The sequence below is a fragment of the Natrialba magadii ATCC 43099 genome (assembly GCF_000025625.1).
Taxonomy (GTDB): Archaea; Halobacteriota; Halobacteria; order Halobacteriales; family Natrialbaceae; genus Natrialba; species Natrialba magadii.
Map to the genome: position 1 here is coordinate 3,722,183 of NC_013922.1, position 17,774 is coordinate 3,739,956.

A 17,774-nucleotide genomic window follows, 5' to 3' on the forward strand; every position below is an offset into this window, starting at 1 on the left:
TCAGTCGTCGAGCGTGAAGGAACCCTCGGACCCGTTCTGGTTCTGGTGGTCGAGGTCAAAGACGAGGCCCTCGCGCTCGGCGCGTTCAGCACAGGCTGCGAGAGCGGGACGGACTTTTTCCGGGTTCGCAACGCCGTCGATGGCGACTGTGACGGTTCCCGCCCCGAGGAACGACGCGGCGCGGACGTAGTCGCGAACACGGTTGATTTCGTCCTGGGTCGCGAGCGAGCAGTCCTCGTCGAAGCGGGCCTCGACTATCAATTCGACGGGCGAAACCCCTTCGGCAGCGAACTCGCGCTTGAGATCACGGAGGTGGCCGGGCGCGGTGGACTCGAGTGCATCGGCGTCGACGGAGACGGGGGTAACGTCGGCTGGTCGACAACAATCAATCGTGGACGGCTGGTCGGCGGACGACGTGGTGCTCATACAACCACATACATGAGTCGCATACAAAAACCTTCGTAAATGCTCAGTGGTAATATTGTGTGGCAGTAGGTCACGATTTCTGCGTCTCAGTCGGAGTGGGCGCTTCGTGATGAAAATCAGGAAAGTTCGAATAGAGTTAAGGAGTGGCCGTGAGAGTAATACGTATGGAGTGTCCACGGTGTCAGGGCTCGCTCGAAGAACTCTCGCTGGGGGAGGTGTCGACCGTCTCGTGTCCTCACTGTGCGTACGCGGATATCCCGGTCGAACACGAGCGACCACCCGAGGAACGCGAATCCTGGCGCGACGCGTTCAATCGATTTTACGACGGCTAAGCAGTACTGGCAGCGTCGGACTCGAGTGACAGCGCTCATCGCCAGCAGCTGCGCTGGAGCAGTGACGAACACGACCGTACACGGACACGTCCGTACACAGTGACTGGCGCTCAGGTACGTGTACGAAAAATCGAGTGATCGAAACCGAAACCAACAGTCGACAGTCGACAGTCGACGTTCGGCGTTCGGCGTTCGGAGACTAGAACCCGAAACTCGAATCGACGGCTAGCTTACTCGCTTGCGGCTGCGGCTTCTGCTTCCTCGTCGTCGTGGTCGATGTCTTCGTCCGAGCGGGCTGCGACGAGGCCACCACGGGCCACGCTGTACAGCGGCTCGTTTGCGTGCGTCACGTCGCTGATCGAGAACGGGATGCTCGCGTCCTCGAGGTGGTCACGGAACAGCGCCTCGAAGCCGCTTGGGCTCGAGGTGCCGCCGGTGACGACGACGGGGACGTCGAGGCCTTCCTCGACGTCTTCCTCGTCGACTTCGGAGACGATGTTGTCGATGACGTAGTCGAGCAGGTTCTCGTAGTAAATCGAGAGCGCACCCTCGACGCCGCCGACGTCCGTCGTGAAGTCCAGTTCGAAGTCATCCTCCTTGATGGAGGTGACCTTGTCGACAGGCGTGCCCGTCGCGCGGGCGGCCTGCTCGTCGACCCAGTCGCCACCGCGGGCGACAGAGAACTTCATGACGGGGACTGCGTAGTAGGACAGACAGACGTTCGTCATGCCGGCACCGAAGGAGATGCCCAGTCCGGTGAAGTTGTTGTCTGCGAGTTCACTGTAGATGACGGACATCCCCTCATTGATCGGTTCGGAGTCGTATCCCATGTCGTCTAAGAACGACTCGATCGTTTTCTGGTGGTACAGCGTCGAGAGATCCGAGTCGATCGGATCGGCCGGCGAGGAGAAGTAGAGCTTCTCGTCAGGGTAGGCCGGCTCGCCGACGACCTGTTCGATGATGAGCTTCATCATCGGGATCGCGCTCTGCTCGTCGTTCGAGAGGATCCCGTGTTTCATCGGGCGGCGGGTCTCCTTGTTGAAGATGTTTGCAAAATTCAGGGCGTCGTCGCCGACGACGTACACCTTGTCGTCCTTGCGGATGTGCAGGACTTCGCTTCGCGAGAGCATCTGCTCGGCCATATCCGAGTACTCGATCTCTACGAAGGAGTTGCGCTGTTGCACGAATACCGTGTCGTTCCCATCCTGTTGTGCGGACAGAATGTTCATGGTTCCGACGTCTAGGCCTTTCGCCATGGTTGGGCAAGGCGGCCGATAGATTATAAATCTATGTACCTAAAACCTATCGGCCGAAATCCACAAAGAATTTAGTGTTAGAACACTCGACACGCCTACTCTCGGCGAACGGCGGACCGAACCCGTTCAAGTGCTGCGGCGAGCGGGGCCAGAAGGCCGTCAGCTGATCTCCCGCCGCTTGCGGCCTCGGTGCCGTCGGCCGCCGACTCCGACTGTCGCTGCTCGCGCAGTTCCTTCAACTTCGCCGTCTGATCGTCAACCGTCGATTGCGAGGTCGTCGTCTTCGTCTCACCGCCTTTCAGTCCCTTGAGGCCTTCGACCTGCGCGTCGACGCCGGTCGAGCGCGTTTTCTTCGTTCCCGCATCGGTGTCGACGGAGACGCTATCGAACTGATCCTCCGAGAAACTCAGGCGCTTGTGCTCGGTCTTCTCGACGCCACCCCAGGAGAGTTCGACGCCGTCCATCGCCTCGTCGATATCGCGTTCGATATCGGCATCCGTGTACTCGGGGCCGGTCTCTTCGTCTTCGTCCTCCTCACCAACCTCGACCGTCTCGACCTGGCGAGCCAACTCGAGATAGTGCGCGACGAGTGCGGCCCCAGTGGAGGCCGTGATCCCAGCGAGTCCGACCGCGTAGGTCGCCGTTACCTCGACAGTGTAGTCGGTCTCGCCCATGAAGTTCCAACTGTCGGGGTAGGCGTACAGGAACCCAGCCGTTGCGACGACGGTAATCGCCGCGCCGACCACCGAGACGCCGATAACGCGGCGATCAGCGGGTAAGAGGACGACGACGCCGAGGATCATCGCCGGAAGCGAGAGCATCCCGAGCGCGTACGCCGGTTGCGCCCACATGAAGTACGCCGCGTCTGCTCTGCTGAATGTGCTGCTCCAGAGAAAGAGCACCAGTGCGACCACCGCCAGGCCGATCCCACCCAGGAACAGGCCGAACCCGAGATAGACGTCCGTCCGGTTCTCGGGTTCGCCGATATACCGGCGATAGAGGTCGAAGAGATAGCCGTCTGTAGGCCGTTCCGCTGCCATTACCACCCCGTTTAGACTCCAGTACTATGACTGTTGGGTCGGGTTCGAAGAAAAGAGTGTCAGTGAAGAGAACTCGAGTACAATCATCCACGCCCACCACACTGAACGGTGAGTGCCGGCACCGGCGAGCGCTCACGTCCGAGAGGAGGTGACACGGAGAAGCGCCGCCGTTATACGTTCGTGGCCGTTAGGACGGCCAATGAGTCAGGAGTCGGAGTCAGAGTCGACGTACACCGAGGGGGACCTTCGGAACACCGGAATGCAGCTCAAGCACGACCGCGAGTGGGACTACGAACTCGATCGGATCATCGACGCCATCGAGGAACGCGACGCCGAGAAGGTCGGATTGCAGTTCCCCGAGGGCCTTAAGCGCCGCGGTCCGAAGGTAGCAGACGACCTGCGCGAACTCGCCGACGACGACGTGACGTTCATGCTCTCGGGCCAGCCCTGCTATGGAGCCTGTGACTTAGACACCTACCTGATGAAGCGCACCGACGTGTTCGTCCACTTCGGCCACTCGCCGATGAAGAACACGGACAAAGTCATCTACGTCCCGCTGTTCTCGAACGTCGAAGTGCTCCCGATTATGGAGGAGGCACTCGATACGCTCGAGGATCCAGAGGAGACTGCGGGCGTCGGCCTCGTGACGACGGCCCAGCACATGAACCGCTACGAGGAGATGTCGACGTTCCTCGAGGAGCAGGGCTACGAGGTTCACAGCCGCCGTGGCGACGAGCGACTCACCCACGAGGGGCAGGTTCTGGGGTGCAACTACGCGAGCGCGGATGTGCCCGCAGACCAGGTGCTCTACGTCGGCGGCGGGAAGTTCCACCCGCTCGGACTCGCGATGGAACACCCCGACAAGCACGTCGTCATCGGTGACCCGGTCAACAACGTCGTCACCGTTGCGGACACGGAGAAGTTCATGAAGCAGCGCTACGCCTCGGTGCACAAGGCGATGGACGCCCAGAAGTGGGGCGTCATCTTCTGCACTAAGATCGGCCAGGGTCGCTGGGACCAGGCCCAACAGATACTCGAGAACAACGACGACGCCTACCTCATCACGATGGACGAGGTTACTCCTGACCGCCTCCGGAACTTCGACATGGACGCGTTCGTCAACACTGGCTGTCCGCGGATCACGACAGACGACGGCCCGCAGTTCTACAAGCCAATGCTCACGCCCGGTGAGTACGAGATTGCCGTCGGGAACAAGCCACTCGACGAGCTTTCGTTCGACACGTTCCACGGGACCTGGTAGTCACAGCGTTTCTGGCACTCCGCTTCGACTCCGCTGTTTCTCGCCTGCGTGATTCTTGAGTCTTGATTTGCGACCAGTCCAACGTTCCTCCGTTCCACCGTGGTGATTGCTCCAGCAGCGCAGTCGCCACCGACGACACAGTAACACTTACCCAACCAGTCCGCCCATCAGCAACTATGATCCAGAGCGACTGGGGAGACTGGCTCGTACGTGACGTCGAAGACGCCTCGCCGAACGGCGTCTCCATCTGGTATCTCGGCTGTAACGGCTTCATCCTCAAGGGAAGCGACGAGACAACGATCTACATCGATCCGTACGTCGGACTCGGCGATCCGCCGCGGACGGTCCGGATGATCCCTGTCCCGTTCGATCCCGAGGACGTCGACGAGGCCGATGCTGTGCTCGCGACGCACGAACACACCGACCACGTTCACGGCCCGAGTCAGGCACCAATTCTTGCGAATACGGGCGCGACGTTCTACGCACCCGACGACAGCCTCGCGGTCGCGCGCGAAGAGGAATCGTGGACCGACGAGTGGGACGTCGACGAGGAGCAGTTCAGCGAGGTCAGCGAGGGTGACACGGTCGAGGTCGGCGAGTTCACCATCCACGTCGAAGTGGCGAACGACCCCGACGCGAGCCATCCCGTGAGCTACGTCATCGAACACGACGCCGGCACGTTTTTCCACGGCGGCGACACCAAACCGAGCGACGAGTTCGACCGCATCGGCACGGCGTACGACATCGATCTGGGCGTGCTCGCGTTCGGTACCGTTGGCCAGATTCCCGACAAGGAAACCCGCGAACCGAAGCGGACGCGCTGGTACAACGACGAAAACCAGATCGTCGAGGCCGCCGCCGCGCTCGAACTCGACCGACTCGCGCCGAGCCACTGGGACATGTGGAAGGGGCTCACCTCGGATCCGACGGTGCTCCACCACCACGCACAGAGCTTCGAGTACCCACAACGGCTCGATATCATCGAGATCGGCGACCGGATCGAACTCGAACCGTAGCAACGGACCGCTGGGGTCCTGTCAGTCTTACTGTCGCAATCTGACATCGTCGATTCGGACGCGACGAGCGAACCCTGCAGGAACGATCGGACCGCCGTGACTGTCCGTATCATTTATAGTAATGGTCTAGTAACGTTGGTCCCATGAGTAACACCGCCGACACGGACGACGTGGTCGAGGTCAGTGCTGACGGGCTCACCGTCCGAAAAACGTTCGCGGCGGACGAGTTTCCCGTACCTGCGCTGCGCTTCGAGATCGAATCGGAGCACGACGAGCAGGTCGCGTTTCGACTCTCCGAAGACATTCCCGAATCGTTTCCGATGGACAAGGTTGGGTTCCATCCCGAATACTATAGCGACGACTGGACTGCTTTCCAGGACAATCGCGTCGAGTTTACCCACACGATCGACACCGACGAACAGCTCGTGACGGTGTACGGCATCCGGATCGACGACGAATCGGTCGTCCCTGATTTCCTCAGTGAACCAGAGATCGTCGAAGTCAGCTCCGAAGCCGACGCGAGCAGCGACGGTGACGAAATCGACGACGCGGTCATCGACAGTATCGTCTCCGACGAGCGCACGCAGGCGGTCAAAGACATGATTGCCGGCGACTCCGGCTCCGTGCCTGGACTCGAAAACGACCAGCCTGACGACGCTGTGGCTGCAGACAGTTCGGGTCTCGAAGCCGAAGGCGATGCCGACGAAGATAGCGATAGTGACGACGGCGACGGAGACAGTGAGGGCGAGGGCGAGGGTGACATCGAACTCGAACTCGAGGGCGAAACTGACGCACTCGATCTATCCGACGACGATGGACCAGAACTCGACAACTCCGGCGACCTGGATCTCGACCTGGGCGATGTCGAGATTCCCGACCCTGACGACGCCGACGACGGTGACACGGACGACGCCCCGGACATCGACCTTGGCTTTGACGACGACGAGATTTCGGACCTCGACGCAGACGAGACGATCTCGAGTGCACTCTCGGCTGAAACAGCCGACGACGCTGACGAGGACGAAGCGCTCGAACTCGAATCCGAGTCCGACGACGAGCCAGGTCTCGAACTCGAACTCGACGATGCTGACGAGGACGAAGCGCTAGAGACGGATCTCGAAGACGAGACCGACGAGGATGCAGTAGAGGGTGAGGAAGAGGGCGAAGACGAAGGCGAATCCGCAGCCGTCGAGACTGACGACGACACAGAACTCGCCGAGCCGACAGAAGCAGACGAAATCGACGAGGAAGTTGCTGAGGACGGTGAAGTCGACATTGACGACACGGACGACATCGACTCCGACTCCGACGACGAAACGACTGTTGGCGACACCGAACTCGATTCTGACGACGCTGTCGACGCCGGCGAGACGGACGATGATCCATCCGAAGGAGCCGCCGACGAAACAGCCGCCGACGAAACAGCCGCCGACGAAACAGCCGCCGCCGAAGCAGCCGCCGACGAAACAGTGACCGCAGACGACACAGACACAACACCCGCTGCATCCGGAACGGAAGACAGCACGAGCCTCGCCAGTCAACTCGCAGCCGAACTCCGCAACGACGAACTCGCAGACGACGACCTCACCGTCATTCGCGAGGCACTCACGTCTAGTTCCGACGACACGGACAACGAGGCAGAGGCCGACACAGACGACACACTCCCCGCCGGCGTCCAGCAGGCGAAGCTCAGCCATCTCCAGTCCCGCGTCGAGGAGGTCGCCGCCTACACCAACGCACTCGAGTCCTTCCTCGGCGAGAACGGCACCGACGAACAGATCATCGAGGAGTTCCGCGGCGAACTCGCTGCGTTCGAGGACGAACTCGGGTCGATGACCGACCAACTCGATACAACCGATTCACAGGTTGGTGCACTCGAAACCGAAGTCGAGACGCTCACCGAGTGGACGGCTGATCTCGAAGACGACCTCGCATCGACTACCGACGAGGTCGAGACGCTCGACACACGAACCGAGCGTATCGACGGCGACGTCGACGACGTTGCCACCGATCTGGAACGGGTCGATTCCGATGTCGACCAACTCGAGACGGATCTCACGTCGGAACTCGAGGACGTCGACAGTGCCGTCGACAGTGTCGATAGCCGTGTCGACGACCTCGAGGAGACGGTCGACAGTCTGGCAGACGAGCTTCAGACTGCAGCCGACGATCTCGGCGAGGATATTGCCGCCGTCGAATCCGACGTTTCGGCCGTCGAAACTGACGTCGAAGCCGTTGCGGACGACGTTGATGCTGTTGAAGACGACGTCGATCGTGTCGAGCGCAACCTCGACGACGTCCGTGACGACGTGACCGAGATTCAGGAGTGGCGCGACCAGCTCGGGTCGATGTTCTCAGACTCCTAAACAGACACTGGCGCTGCTCAAGACCGGCGCACACACGCGGCTATTTTCCGGTGAAACGCAACTCGTTTATCTCTCGCCGGGTGAGAACCCGTCGATGGGCGAGACGATTCCGATCGCAGTTCCTCGCAAAGGACGACCACTCGAGTCGGTACTAGATCGACTCGCAAGTCGGCTCGGCGTCCCGGATCTCGCAGATGAGATCACGTCGACGCTTCGCCACGAAAAGGCCCTGACGAAGGGCGTGCTGGATCCAGACGAGGAAAACGTGTACCATCGTCTCGCAGACTACAGTACAGTCGACGACCCGGCCGCGCCGGAGTACACGCTGGTCCGGGATACGCGCGCCGGCAAGCCACGGCGGATCGTTTTCGATAGTGTGACGATTCCGCTCGACGACGGAAGTGAGTCCGATTTCGACGGGACCGGCGATGACATAGAGATCCAGCTCGTCGGCCGCGAAGAGCCCTTCCGCGCACTCCGAACCCACGAGTTCGCACTCGGGTTCGACAGCGCCGACCTCGTGCTGGAGGAGGTCGTCGAACTCCGTCCTGACCCACTGGGACGGATCGCCGACATCAACGCGCGGATCAATCCCGCGGACTCGGACGTTCGCGTCGTCACCGGCCTCGGAGACACCGTCTACCACACGCTGATGGGAAGTCCCGAAACCGTCCCCGCAGCGACCGCCCTCGACCGCGACTTTCTCGCCGACTACGCAGGGCCGCTCTGTATCGAACCGCGGTACGAGCGCCTGGTCCGGGCCGTCCTCGGAACCAGCGTGCTCGAAGACATCGAGTTCCACTACCCAGAGGAGGGACGCGAAGAGGAGGCCGCCATCGCCGACACCGGCCTCGGCGTCTACCTCACCGTCACCGGTTCAACCGCCCGCGAACACGGCCTCCTGCTCGGCGAACAACTGTTCCCGAGCGAAACGGTGCTACTCGAGAGCACCCCCGAAGTCTCCGACGAGGTCGCGGCCGTTCGGTCGCTGTTGGACGGCGGCGATCTCGAGACGGAACTCGCCGTCGAGCAGTAGCCGACCCTTACTCCTGCGAAACAGTACTCGCTGACATCTGAATCGCCCGTACACAGCCACCAGACCCCATTATTTCGGAGGAGCGAAATATAATCGCGAGATGTACATCGCGCCATTTTCGATATAGCCACATATGGTATACGTGTTCGAGTCAGGACGATATCGTTTGGGACAGGTGTAGTAAATAAGTCACACAATAGCGTGGCCTACACCGAATTCGGTACGGACGCTACGGTGTATATGTGGTCCAGATACGTCTCTCGCACCCGATCTCCCCAGTTGTGCGTGTAGGTGTCGATCACGTCACCTGCGACGTCGCCGCGGAGGTACTGTACAGTTCCCCGATCACCCGTTCGATCCCGGAGATGGGTGGTGAAGAAGTGCCGAAAGTAGTGGGGCGTAACGTTCTCAGTCGTGCCGCCGCCAGTCCGGTACCAGCCGTGCTCGCGGGCGTGTTTTTCGACGACATAGCGAACGTCTGAGGGCGTCAGGCGTTCGCCCCACGAGTCTCTGGTGTCGAGAAACAACGGCTCTGCGGGCGAAACTGAATCCGGCCGAATCGCAAGCCAGGACTCGAGTTCGGTTCGCAACTCGTCGTCGACGGGAATCACCGTCTCGCGCTTTCGCTTGTTCGACGCCGTCCGTTCCTCGCCGTTCGTGACCGCGCCGCGGGAGGGATCGTCCGAGACGTACACCGACGAGGGACGGCGGTCGAGTTCGACGCGCGGCGTCCACTCGAGTGCGACTGACTCAAATTCTGCGTTGAGGTCCCGCAGGTCGAGGTTACAGAGTTCACCGACACGCATCCCGGTCTTCAGCAGTGTGACGACGACGGCGCGCTCCAGCGGATGCGAGATCGAGGCGACGAACGACCGCATTTCGTCGATAGAGAGCTCTCGTCTGGTCGGGTTCGTGTCGATGGATTCGGACAGTTCCTCCATGACGAGCGCCATCGGGTTCTCCTCGAACGCGCCGATGCGATTCATGTAGTCGTAGAATCGGTTGAGATAGGAGGCGTACGTGGCGATCGTGCTCGGTTCGAACTCGCCGCGCAGGGAGTGGATCCAGGCCATGCAGGCCCGTCGATCCGCGTCGGGAACCGCCTCTACGGAGCTAAATTCCTGGCCGAGGAAGGTCTCGAACTGCCGGAGAACTCGCTCGTAGGCCTCGAGCGTCCGTTCGCTCTTGCCGTGATAGCGCTGGTCGTCGAGGAAGTAGGCGATCGGATCATCGACGTCCTCGACCTGTCCGGTCGCGTCAGTTGCCATCGCCACCACCGGTCGTCGTGTATCCACCGTGGCGACCGCTGTATCGAATTCGGTTGTCAGACTGCAACTCTTCGAGTGTGTCATCGAGTCGCGATTCGATGTCTTCGCTGACCGCGTCCAGAAGCTCGTCCCACGAATATGTGTCAGTTGATAGTAAGTTGAGGACCTGTGTTTCGAGGGCGTTACCCCCAGGGTCTGACCCCTGAGAAGTGGGTTCCTCTGAGGCGGGTTCGAACCCCTTTCGACCGGCCTGTACCATCGTCCGAACGAACTCACTCTGACTCATGTCGAGTTCGTCGGCGTGGGACTGCCATTCTGCCTTCTGATACGCCGGCACGTATGCTTTAACAGATTTCCGAGAGGTGTCCGTAGAGTCGCTCATACAGCACCCCTCACTCGCCGTGATATTCAAGGTTCCCATTAGTAGAGCTAAGTGAGTTTATCTCCATTTCCGTCACCCATAATGCGGTGATTACAGAGACATTATTCGAGATAAAGATCTCTAAATCCCTACGAGTTGGGATACAGTATACCCCAATGTGGTTCTACCAGTTCAGATATCTACTCAGAAACAAAGCGGAGTATAGCAGGTTTCCGGGGCCTGAAGAATACGCGCTTTCTGATAGATCTGCGGACCACTCACCCGAGAATGGGAGCCAAACGCAGCGAGATTCAGCACCGATTTGCGGCTGTACTCGAGTCCAATCTGGCACCCATTCCTCGTGCATTCATACTGCCGGACAGAACTATTCGAAGATCGGGCGCTACTGCGGCCGTCACCTTCGGGAACGGTCGCGACTTTTCGACCGGCTTCTCACTGACTTCTGTCCGACAGTATCAGATGCGAAGTGATCACGACGGAGGCGACTGCGATCGCGCTGACTGAGTGGAGTGCGGATAGTGGAGGCTGGGTATCGAAGAGTGGGTATCGAAGGGTGAACTCGAGTCCGGTCCCAATCCAGCAGCCGAGTTATCGTCACGGCTGGCGGTAGGGGTGTGGGTGGGTGGTGAGGAATGGAACGGACAGCCCATCGTCTGAGCGAGCACCAGCAATCGATTAAACAGGAAGAAGGGAGTCTGAACGCCAGACCCGTCCGCCGAACGGGTGTGAGGGTGGGTCGAGAGTTGCACATGCACAGAAACGGTGTGAAACACCAGTGAGCAGCTCCCGGCGGCGACTACAGGAGCCACTGAAAGTCAAGACACACCTGATCGCAAGACAGCTACGTGACCAGTGTGTGAACCGTTTCAGTTGTTCCTATAGCGGGTCCAGTACCGAGAGGTGCGAACAAATCACCCCTCGGTAGCCCAGGACGGCGAAGCGCTGTGCGGAGACAGGGGCAACCGTGCGTTCGCCGATCGCTGGCACAGCAAAACGCTGTCGACAGATGACAGCAGTAGCGGGGTGGTCACAACAGACGGACCGCCATCGGAGAAATCATGAGGGAGCGGCCGCCACACGCACGCCAGCAGAAGCTCTTCGAACCGGTTCCAGGCGGTAAGTTGTGTAGAAGTTCACATCCTCCGGTAGTCACCAGGACCGGATCAGAACGCTCTGAGAGTAGCGCAGAGCGCGTTTTGATGGTGTGGTATGCCTGTGGCCATATAGCCCGTTCAACCGCGTTAACACCATCTCTCGAGTAGAATCGGAAGGTGACGTGCGGTCGTCGGCGCTGACGTCGTAACCAGCCCCGTAGATTTGGCACCTGTCTCTCGTGAGACTGTCTGGTCGTGTGGTGTACTCGAGTACATTGCCAGAACAGGGGAGCAGCTGCTGAAGCGGGCGTGAAGCAAAATCAGTGTGTCTGTGTTGTCGAGAAGGGCTGTGAGAGCGATTCGTTGATCGCGTAGAGCACGAAGAGGCAGAGTGACGGCGCTCAAGGGGGTCCACTCTCAGTCTCGGAGCGATAGTACCAACTGACACTCGTTTGCATACCGATCGCAGAGTCTGCAGTTTCACTTGCCGTTCTCGCTCCGAACTGCGCTTCCTACGTGCCATCGGATGCGTACTGACCGTCAGCGGCTACGATGGAGCTACCGCGATAGCGCTGGTCACCAATCCGAACGACATGGTTGTAGGCCTGGCTGCAACCAGGGAGTGAGACCGGGAAGAGCGGCGATACAGAGGCTGGAGAAATAGTGTTATTTGATAGCATTAGACACGGCTTACTGATGCATACCAATCAAATGAATCCCATAGTGCTATATCTAATACCAGGTGAGTCGGTTGCATATTGAGACTCGAAAAACACGCTCTCAGGCGTGACAGACCCCGAAAGCAGTTGAATACGGCTATTGGTCAAATGACAACCAAATCGAAAACCGCCTGCAACCCAGTCAGTGTGTCGCCGTTCGAACGTCGTCGACGTGATAGAGATCCTGTCGAATCCCCTCACCGTCGCACTCCTCGCTCGGACATTCGTAGTGCCATCCGTCCTGGGTCGCAGCCGCTTCACGGAAGCGGTCACCACATACCTGGCAGAACAATTGTCCCTTCTGACAGGTGTCCCGGTGAAGTTCGAGCGCGAGTTCGGTCTGGAACGACTGGTTGCAGTCGCGACAGGTGTGCATATTATGTCTGACGCGAGCATCCCCCAAAACTGCTTGGGTATTTTTATTCCGCCCATATCAGACGTGATACGGCACCATGGCGTCGATTTGGTCGCGAGCATCGTGGAAGAAAAACAGACTCAGAACGAAGAGTACCTGCTTCCGATGGAACTGTTCGCTGTCAAGATGTGTGCAGACAGCAACCGAAAGCAACCGTCTGGAAAAGCAGTCAGCAGAGTGGTAAACAGAAACCCGGAACAGAGTAGTTTACTCGTCCTGGCCGAGAATGCCGCGCTGAGTCATCGCAGCGGGGTCGAGCACTTCGTCGGCTTCCTCTTCTGAGAGGTAGTCCTTCTCGAGTACGACCTCGCGAACGGTCTTGTCCTCTTTGAGCGCGGTCTTTGCGACCTCGCTGGCCTTGTCGTAGCCGATGTGGACGTTGAGCGACGTTGCCATCGCCATCGATTGTTCGACCTGGTTTTCACAGAATTCCTCGTTGGCCTCGAGTGGGTCGACGAACCGGGTGGCGAAGACCTGGCTCGCGTTCGAGATGAGTTCGGCGGACTCGAGGAAGTTGTGCGCGAGGACGGGCTTGTAGAGGTTGAGGTCGATCTGGCCCTCCGCTGCGCCGGCGGAAACGGCGGCGTCGTTGCCGACGACCTGTTTGTGGACCTGGTTGACGGCTTCGGCGACGACCGGGTTGATCTTGCCGGGCATGATCGAGGAGCCGGGCTGGTTCTCGGGCTGCTCGAGTTCACCGAGGCCGTTGCGCGGTCCGGAGGCGAGCAGACGCAGATCGTTTGCAATCTTGTTCAGCGAGCCGGCGACGACGCGGAGTGCGCCGTGAGCTTCCGACATTGCGTCGTGAGCGGACTGGGCCTCGAAGTGGTTGTCCGCCTCGCGGAACTGGACACCGGTCTCCTTCGTGATGTACTCGGCAGCACGACCGGGGAACTCCTCGTGCGTGTTGAGCCCGGTTCCGGTCGCGGTGCCGCCGAGTGCGAGTTCTGCGAGGTGCTCTCGGGCCTTATCGACGCGGGAGAGCCCTTTCTCGACCTGCGTGCGGTAGCCGCCGAATTCCTGACCGAGCGTGACGGGTGTCGCGTCCTGCAGGTGGGTTCGGCCCGTTTTGACGACGTCGTCGAACTCCTCTTCCTTCTTCTCGAGGGATTCGCGGAGCGTGTCGAGTGCGGGAATAATGTCCTTCTCGACGGCTTCGAGGCTCGCGACGTGCATTGCGGTCGGGATGACGTCGTTGCTCGACTGGCCGTAGTTGACGTGGTCGTTCGGGTGGACGACGCGGTCGCCGATCTCCGCGCCCATACTCTCGGCGGCGCGGTTGGCGATGACCTCGTTGGCGTTCATGTTCGAGGACGTACCGGAGCCGGTCTGGAAGACGTCGACCGGGAACTGATCGTCGTGCTCGCCGGCGATAACCTCGTCTGCGGCCTCGATGATCGCCTCGGCTACGTCGTCTTCGACCAGTCCGAGGTCACGGTTTGCCTGCGCGGCGGCCTTCTTGACGACGCCGAGTCCGCGGACGAATCGGCGGCTGAAGGAGATGCCCGAGATTGGGAAGTTCTGGATCGCGCGCTGGGTCTGTGCGCCCCAGTAAGCGTCGGCTGGAACTTCCATCTCGCCGAGACTGTCCTCTTCAATTCGGAACTCGCCGTCATCACTGCTATCGTCGGTACCGTCAGGTGATCCCATACGCTGAGCCTTGCGTCCGGTCAGGTAAAATCCACCGAAACGCCGAGGTCGTCGGCCTCCGCTCGCTCACGGAGTGCCGTCTGGAGTCGCTCACGACACTCGTAGTGGACGTCTCGTGCATCCCCGAGTTCCTCGTCGTATATCGTCGGCGTGCCGCGAACCATCGTCCGCGAACTCGCCGTGTCGATCACGAGCGAGGCGAGGCCGAGTCGACGCTGGAAGATCGACCGGCGCGTCGACACGGTCTGAATCCGGTAGTAGGGAATCACGGTCGTCTGGCGCTTCCAGAAGCCACGTCGAACCACGAGATGGTCCTCTCCGACGTAGTAGCCGAGATTGACGTAGCGCAGGTGTGCCGCCGGCGGCACCGCGGCGAAGACGACGGCCGCGAGATACCAGCGCTCGAGTACGGTCACCTGCGTGATCCCGAACGCAATGGCGACGATGACGCTGGCAATGATGGAGTATCGCGCGAGATAGCGCCGGCGTGCAAGCTTGGGTAGCTGTTCGAACTTCGGCGTCTCGACGCCGGTCAGGTTCTCGGTGAACGTGTAGACGCGCGCTTTCTCGGCCAGTGGGACGGCGGACTGACTCCCGCCGTTGCTCTCGGGGCCGTAGCCTGCGGTTTCGACCCAGAGGCCGGCGTAGCCGATCAGGCGCTGGAGCGGGTTGTCCGTGACCGTTACGGACTGGACCTTCTCGGCCGGGATCGAGCCGCTGTAGCGCTGGAGCAGCCCGCGTTCGTAGACGAAGTCCTCGTCGACGCGACCGAGCCGGAAGTCGTAGTACGTCGCAAACGTGTAGGCCACGCTCAGGATGTACGTGATGACAATACCGTTGATTAGCGAGACGATCGTCAGGATGCCGTAATTCGTGGGCGTCCCGGTTCCGAGATCTTCCGGGCCGCCGACCGGTTCGGCGACCGTCAACAGGTAGTCAAAGACCAGATCGGTTCCCAGGAAGAAGACGAAGAGCACACCTGCAACCGCTGCGGCTCGAATCGATGTGAACGAGTAGAGCAGCAACTCGCGAGCCTGCAGGTCGAACAGCGGCTGTTTCTGTGGCTGACCGAATTCGTCGAACTCGTCGCGGTCGTCTTGGTCAGCATGCTCGTCAAATCCAGCACCGTCGTCGAATTTATCGAACGTATCGTACTCATCGTCATCGACCGCGTCGGTCGGTTGCGGACCCATACGGTCGTGATCGGTCTCGGATCCGACTTCGGCCGCCGACTCGGAGTCGGGAGCAGGAACGCGATCCGCGTCCGGGACTGGTTCAGACTCCGAGGCTGGCTCTGGACCTGGCTCCAGCTCTGAATCCGGATCCGCATCCGCATCCGCATCCGAATCCGCATCCAGACCGGACTCGAGTGGATGATCCCACGGCTCCTCCTCCGCAGCCTGGTCGCGTTGGTCAGCGGACTCACGCGGGTCGGTCTGACGGGGGGAGTCAGTATCTATGCCAGCCGTCTCCTCGCCCGCCTGGCTCGCTCTGCGGCGGTCTCGCGCCGCAGCCGTTCGGCGGCGAATCTCGCGCTGGAGGCGGGTTGCTTCGGCTTCGCTGACGAAGTTCAGCGTCGCTTCGGTCGTTCCGCCGCCAGCGGTCTCGATCGAGACGATTGCGAGATCGAGCAGCCGTTGCAGGACGCCCTGTCTGATGTCGACGTTCTGAATGCGGCCGTACGGAATCTCGCGAGAGCGGCGGGCGAACACGCCCGAGGAGACGTCGACGGTGTCGTCGGTGACCTCGTAGCCAAAGCGATAGTAGTAGGCGATCCCGTAGGCGATGCCCGCAAGAAAGCCGAACGGAGCGGCGAACGGTACCCAGGCGCCGCTGATCGGGTCGAACGCCCCTGCCAGCACGAGCAGGAGGACGACCGGAATCCAGAGCCAGAGGAAGCCGTACTGGAGGGCGTACGTGACCGCGCTGAGCGGATGGAGTCTGTTCATAGTCGGAGCCATAGCGATCAGACCGCGTCGTCGGCCTCGCTCTCGATGGCGAGGTCGCGAAGGGTGTCCTGTAGCTCACGCGCTCGCTCCGGTGTCAATCCCGGAATCCGAACGTCGGCGTTACGCGAGCCAGCCGTGTAGACGATGACACTCGAGAGGCCGAGTGCGCGCTCGATCGGGCCGAACTGGGTGTCGACGTGCTGGACGCGCACGAACGGAACGGCGGTTTCGACGAACGTGATGACGCCCCGTTCGAGGTAGAGCGCGTCGGGCTGGAGTTCGAATTGCCAGACCTGATAGAGCCGAACGGCGTAGGCGAGCCCGAGAACGATTCCGACGACGACGACGCCTACCTGAGCGACGGTCGGAATCTCGAGGAGCCACGGGTCGATGGCGGCGAGGACGATCCCGAGGATGATCGCCAGAATCGCAGCCTGGGCGATCCAGAGCAGTCTGATCCGGGGGTGTAGTGATTCCATAGCAGTATCCTATCAGGCGAGCAGGAGAAACCTACGGTTCTGTTTCGATCGGTGAGTGTTCACTCGGGAGGTGATTTTACTCGTCCTCCGCTCCACCGTGCTCCTCGTACTCGTCCGGCGTGTACGTCGAGAGCTCGAGTGCGTGGATATCCGTCGTCATGTGGTCATCGAGGGCGTCGTAGACCTGCTGGTGTTGTTGAACCAGTGATTGACCCTCGAAAGCCGGCGAGATGACCGTCGCCGCGAGGTGGTCCTCGTCGTGTTTGTCTCGGGCAGGTCGCACCGTCGCGTCGGCGTCCTCGAGTTCCGATTCGATCAGGTCTGCGACGTCTGCTGGGTTCATAGGTGACAGATTGGGCGCTCGCGGCAAAAGCGCCCCGGTCGGCAGTGAGTTTTGGAGCGACTCGCGGCCACCAGTCGGCGACTTTATGCTGCCCGGGTGCCAGTGCTGTGACGAACATGTCACTGGCAGCCGAGACGCGCCGCGCGGTCGAGGCCCACCCGTTTCTCGTGACGGCGCTTCGCGCGGGCGTCGCGAACTACACTGCCGCCGCTCGGTTTCTCTCGGGCGACGAGTCCGATGCAGCTACTGGCGTTGGCGAGAGCAGCGACAGTGTCGCCGAGATCGACGGCGACATCGACGCCATCGCCACCGCGCTCCGACGCTACGCCGAGGAGCTCCCCGCCCAAACCCACGACGCTCGCGACGTCAGCGTCCGCATGGAGAGCAGCATCGGCACGGTTGACGACCCCGGCTCCGCGCTCGTCACCGTCGGCGGCACCGCCTTCGGCTCCAACGGCGGCGACCTGACCGCAATCTACGCCACCGGCGCGGTTGACGCCGCCGCGCTGGCGGCCACACTCGAGTCCCTTGCCGTCGCAAAGATAGAACCGGTGGCGGCGGCCGTCGGGAATGAGACGCTGATTGTAATTGTCGAGCGCCGGGAGGGGGCGAACGCGGTGCGGACGGTGGAGGCGGCGCTGGAACGGGTGCCGTCGACTGAGTAGTCTGGTAGCTGGCACAAGCCCACACAGATCGAACGTAGTGAAGAGACTACAATGCCGCCGCAATGCCCCTATTGACA

General features: G+C 60.9%; 16 protein-coding genes. 6 read left to right on the forward strand and 10 right to left on the reverse strand.

Translation table 11 applies throughout. The features are described from left to right. Complete coding sequence (locus NMAG_RS17330; RefSeq protein ID WP_004215819.1) at positions 1-426, reverse strand: hypothetical protein; 426 nt, start codon at positions 424-426, stop codon at positions 1-3. Positions 427-590: 164 nt separating this feature from the next. On the opposite strand from NMAG_RS17330, the gene NMAG_RS21105 reads away from it, so the two are divergent. Beyond that, a complete protein-coding gene (locus NMAG_RS21105; RefSeq protein WP_004215818.1) occupies positions 591-758 on the forward strand; it encodes a zf-TFIIB domain-containing protein in 168 nt (55 codons plus the stop codon). Positions 759-988: 230 nt separating this feature from the next. Here the strand turns inward: NMAG_RS21105 and NMAG_RS17335 are convergent, their stop codons facing one another. Continuing rightward, positions 989-2,014, reverse strand: coding sequence for a disk-shape morphogenesis protein volactin (locus NMAG_RS17335; RefSeq protein ID WP_012996852.1), 1,026 nt, complete (start codon positions 2,012-2,014; stop codon positions 989-991). Positions 2,015-2,109: 95 nt separating this feature from the next. After that, positions 2,110-3,054 (reverse strand): DUF7139 domain-containing protein, encoded by a 945-nt coding sequence (locus tag NMAG_RS17340; RefSeq protein ID WP_004215816.1) that lies wholly within the window; start codon positions 3,052-3,054, stop codon positions 2,110-2,112. 199 nt (positions 3,055-3,253) lie between these two features. On the opposite strand from NMAG_RS17340, the gene dph2 reads away from it, so the two are divergent. The 4 genes from dph2 to NMAG_RS17360 all read left to right on the forward strand — a co-directional run bounded on the left by dph2 (position 3,254) and on the right by NMAG_RS17360 (position 8,733). Continuing rightward, on the forward strand, positions 3,254-4,315 hold the full coding sequence (dph2, locus tag NMAG_RS17345) for a diphthamide biosynthesis enzyme Dph2 (RefSeq protein WP_004215815.1): 1,062 nt from the start codon (positions 3,254-3,256) through the stop codon (positions 4,313-4,315). A gap of 176 nt (positions 4,316-4,491) precedes the next feature. Beyond that, complete coding sequence (locus NMAG_RS17350) at positions 4,492-5,331, forward strand: MBL fold metallo-hydrolase (protein ID WP_004215814.1); 840 nt, start codon at positions 4,492-4,494, stop codon at positions 5,329-5,331. Positions 5,332-5,474: 143 nt separating this feature from the next. After that, positions 5,475-7,697, forward strand: a complete 2,223-nt coding sequence (locus NMAG_RS17355) for a midas domain-containing protein (protein WP_004215813.1) — start codon at positions 5,475-5,477, stop codon at positions 7,695-7,697. A 94-nt stretch (positions 7,698-7,791) separates the two neighbouring features. Beyond that, on the forward strand, positions 7,792-8,733 hold the full coding sequence (locus NMAG_RS17360) for a hypothetical protein (protein WP_004215812.1): 942 nt from the start codon (positions 7,792-7,794) through the stop codon (positions 8,731-8,733). 206 nt (positions 8,734-8,939) lie between these two features. On the opposite strand, the gene NMAG_RS17365 is transcribed toward NMAG_RS17360, so the two are convergent. The 7 genes from NMAG_RS17365 to NMAG_RS17400 form a co-directional block, all read right to left on the reverse strand. After that, entirely contained in the window at positions 8,940-10,001 is a 1,062-nt protein-coding gene (locus tag NMAG_RS17365; protein ID WP_004215811.1) for a tyrosine-type recombinase/integrase, read from the reverse strand. Beyond that, positions 9,991-10,383, reverse strand: coding sequence for a DUF5805 domain-containing protein (locus NMAG_RS17370; protein WP_012996853.1), 393 nt, complete (start codon positions 10,381-10,383; stop codon positions 9,991-9,993). Before NMAG_RS17370 ends, NMAG_RS17365 begins: the two co-directional genes overlap by 11 nt. Positions 10,384-12,338: 1,955 nt before the next feature. Continuing rightward, on the reverse strand, positions 12,339-12,572 hold the full coding sequence (locus tag NMAG_RS17380) for a hypothetical protein (RefSeq protein ID WP_004215808.1): 234 nt from the start codon (positions 12,570-12,572) through the stop codon (positions 12,339-12,341). A gap of 246 nt (positions 12,573-12,818) precedes the next feature. Then, complete coding sequence (locus tag NMAG_RS17385) at positions 12,819-14,261, reverse strand: class II fumarate hydratase (RefSeq protein ID WP_004215807.1); 1,443 nt, start codon at positions 14,259-14,261, stop codon at positions 12,819-12,821. A gap of 20 nt (positions 14,262-14,281) precedes the next feature. Continuing rightward, on the reverse strand, positions 14,282-16,222 hold the full coding sequence (locus NMAG_RS17390) for a PH domain-containing protein (protein WP_012996854.1): 1,941 nt from the start codon (positions 16,220-16,222) through the stop codon (positions 14,282-14,284). 5 nt (positions 16,223-16,227) lie between these two features. Then, positions 16,228-16,689 carry a PH domain-containing protein gene (locus NMAG_RS17395; protein ID WP_004215802.1) on the reverse strand — a complete coding sequence of 154 codons (462 nt, stop codon included), beginning with the start codon at positions 16,687-16,689 and terminating at the stop codon, positions 16,228-16,230. A 76-nt stretch (positions 16,690-16,765) separates the two neighbouring features. Continuing rightward, positions 16,766-17,032 (reverse strand): BolA family protein, encoded by a 267-nt coding sequence (locus NMAG_RS17400; RefSeq protein ID WP_004215800.1) that lies wholly within the window; start codon positions 17,030-17,032, stop codon positions 16,766-16,768. A gap of 116 nt (positions 17,033-17,148) precedes the next feature. On the opposite strand from NMAG_RS17400, the gene NMAG_RS17405 reads away from it, so the two are divergent. Further along, a complete protein-coding gene (locus NMAG_RS17405; protein WP_004215799.1) occupies positions 17,149-17,697 on the forward strand; it encodes a DUF7523 family protein in 549 nt (182 codons plus the stop codon). The last annotated feature ends 77 nt before the right edge of the window (positions 17,698-17,774 follow it).

Bases quoted from the DNA above. Each gene is read 5' to 3' on its own strand.
- NMAG_RS17330 (WP_004215819.1), bottom strand. From the start codon at position 426: ATGAGCACCACGTCGTCCGCCGACCAGCCGTCCACGATTGATTGTTGT.
- NMAG_RS21105 (WP_004215818.1), top strand. From the start codon at position 591: ATGGAGTGTCCACGGTGTCAGGGCTCGCTCGAAGAACTCTCGCTGGGG.
- NMAG_RS17335 (WP_012996852.1), bottom strand. From the start codon at position 2,014: ATGGCGAAAGGCCTAGACGTCGGAACCATGAACATTCTGTCCGCACAA.
- NMAG_RS17340 (WP_004215816.1), bottom strand. From the start codon at position 3,054: ATGGCAGCGGAACGGCCTACAGACGGCTATCTCTTCGACCTCTATCGC.
- dph2 (WP_004215815.1), top strand. From the start codon at position 3,254: ATGAGTCAGGAGTCGGAGTCAGAGTCGACGTACACCGAGGGGGACCTT.
- NMAG_RS17350 (WP_004215814.1), top strand. From the start codon at position 4,492: ATGATCCAGAGCGACTGGGGAGACTGGCTCGTACGTGACGTCGAAGAC.
- NMAG_RS17355 (WP_004215813.1), top strand. From the start codon at position 5,475: ATGAGTAACACCGCCGACACGGACGACGTGGTCGAGGTCAGTGCTGAC.
- NMAG_RS17360 (WP_004215812.1), top strand. From the start codon at position 7,792: ATGGGCGAGACGATTCCGATCGCAGTTCCTCGCAAAGGACGACCACTC.
- NMAG_RS17365 (WP_004215811.1), bottom strand. From the start codon at position 10,001: ATGGCAACTGACGCGACCGGACAGGTCGAGGACGTCGATGATCCGATC.
- NMAG_RS17370 (WP_012996853.1), bottom strand. From the start codon at position 10,383: ATGAGCGACTCTACGGACACCTCTCGGAAATCTGTTAAAGCATACGTG.
- NMAG_RS17380 (WP_004215808.1), bottom strand. From the start codon at position 12,572: ATGCACACCTGTCGCGACTGCAACCAGTCGTTCCAGACCGAACTCGCG.
- NMAG_RS17385 (WP_004215807.1), bottom strand. From the start codon at position 14,261: ATGGGATCACCTGACGGTACCGACGATAGCAGTGATGACGGCGAGTTC.
- NMAG_RS17390 (WP_012996854.1), bottom strand. From the start codon at position 16,222: ATGGCTCCGACTATGAACAGACTCCATCCGCTCAGCGCGGTCACGTAC.
- NMAG_RS17395 (WP_004215802.1), bottom strand. From the start codon at position 16,689: ATGGAATCACTACACCCCCGGATCAGACTGCTCTGGATCGCCCAGGCT.
- NMAG_RS17400 (WP_004215800.1), bottom strand. From the start codon at position 17,032: ATGAACCCAGCAGACGTCGCAGACCTGATCGAATCGGAACTCGAGGAC.
- NMAG_RS17405 (WP_004215799.1), top strand. From the start codon at position 17,149: ATGTCACTGGCAGCCGAGACGCGCCGCGCGGTCGAGGCCCACCCGTTT.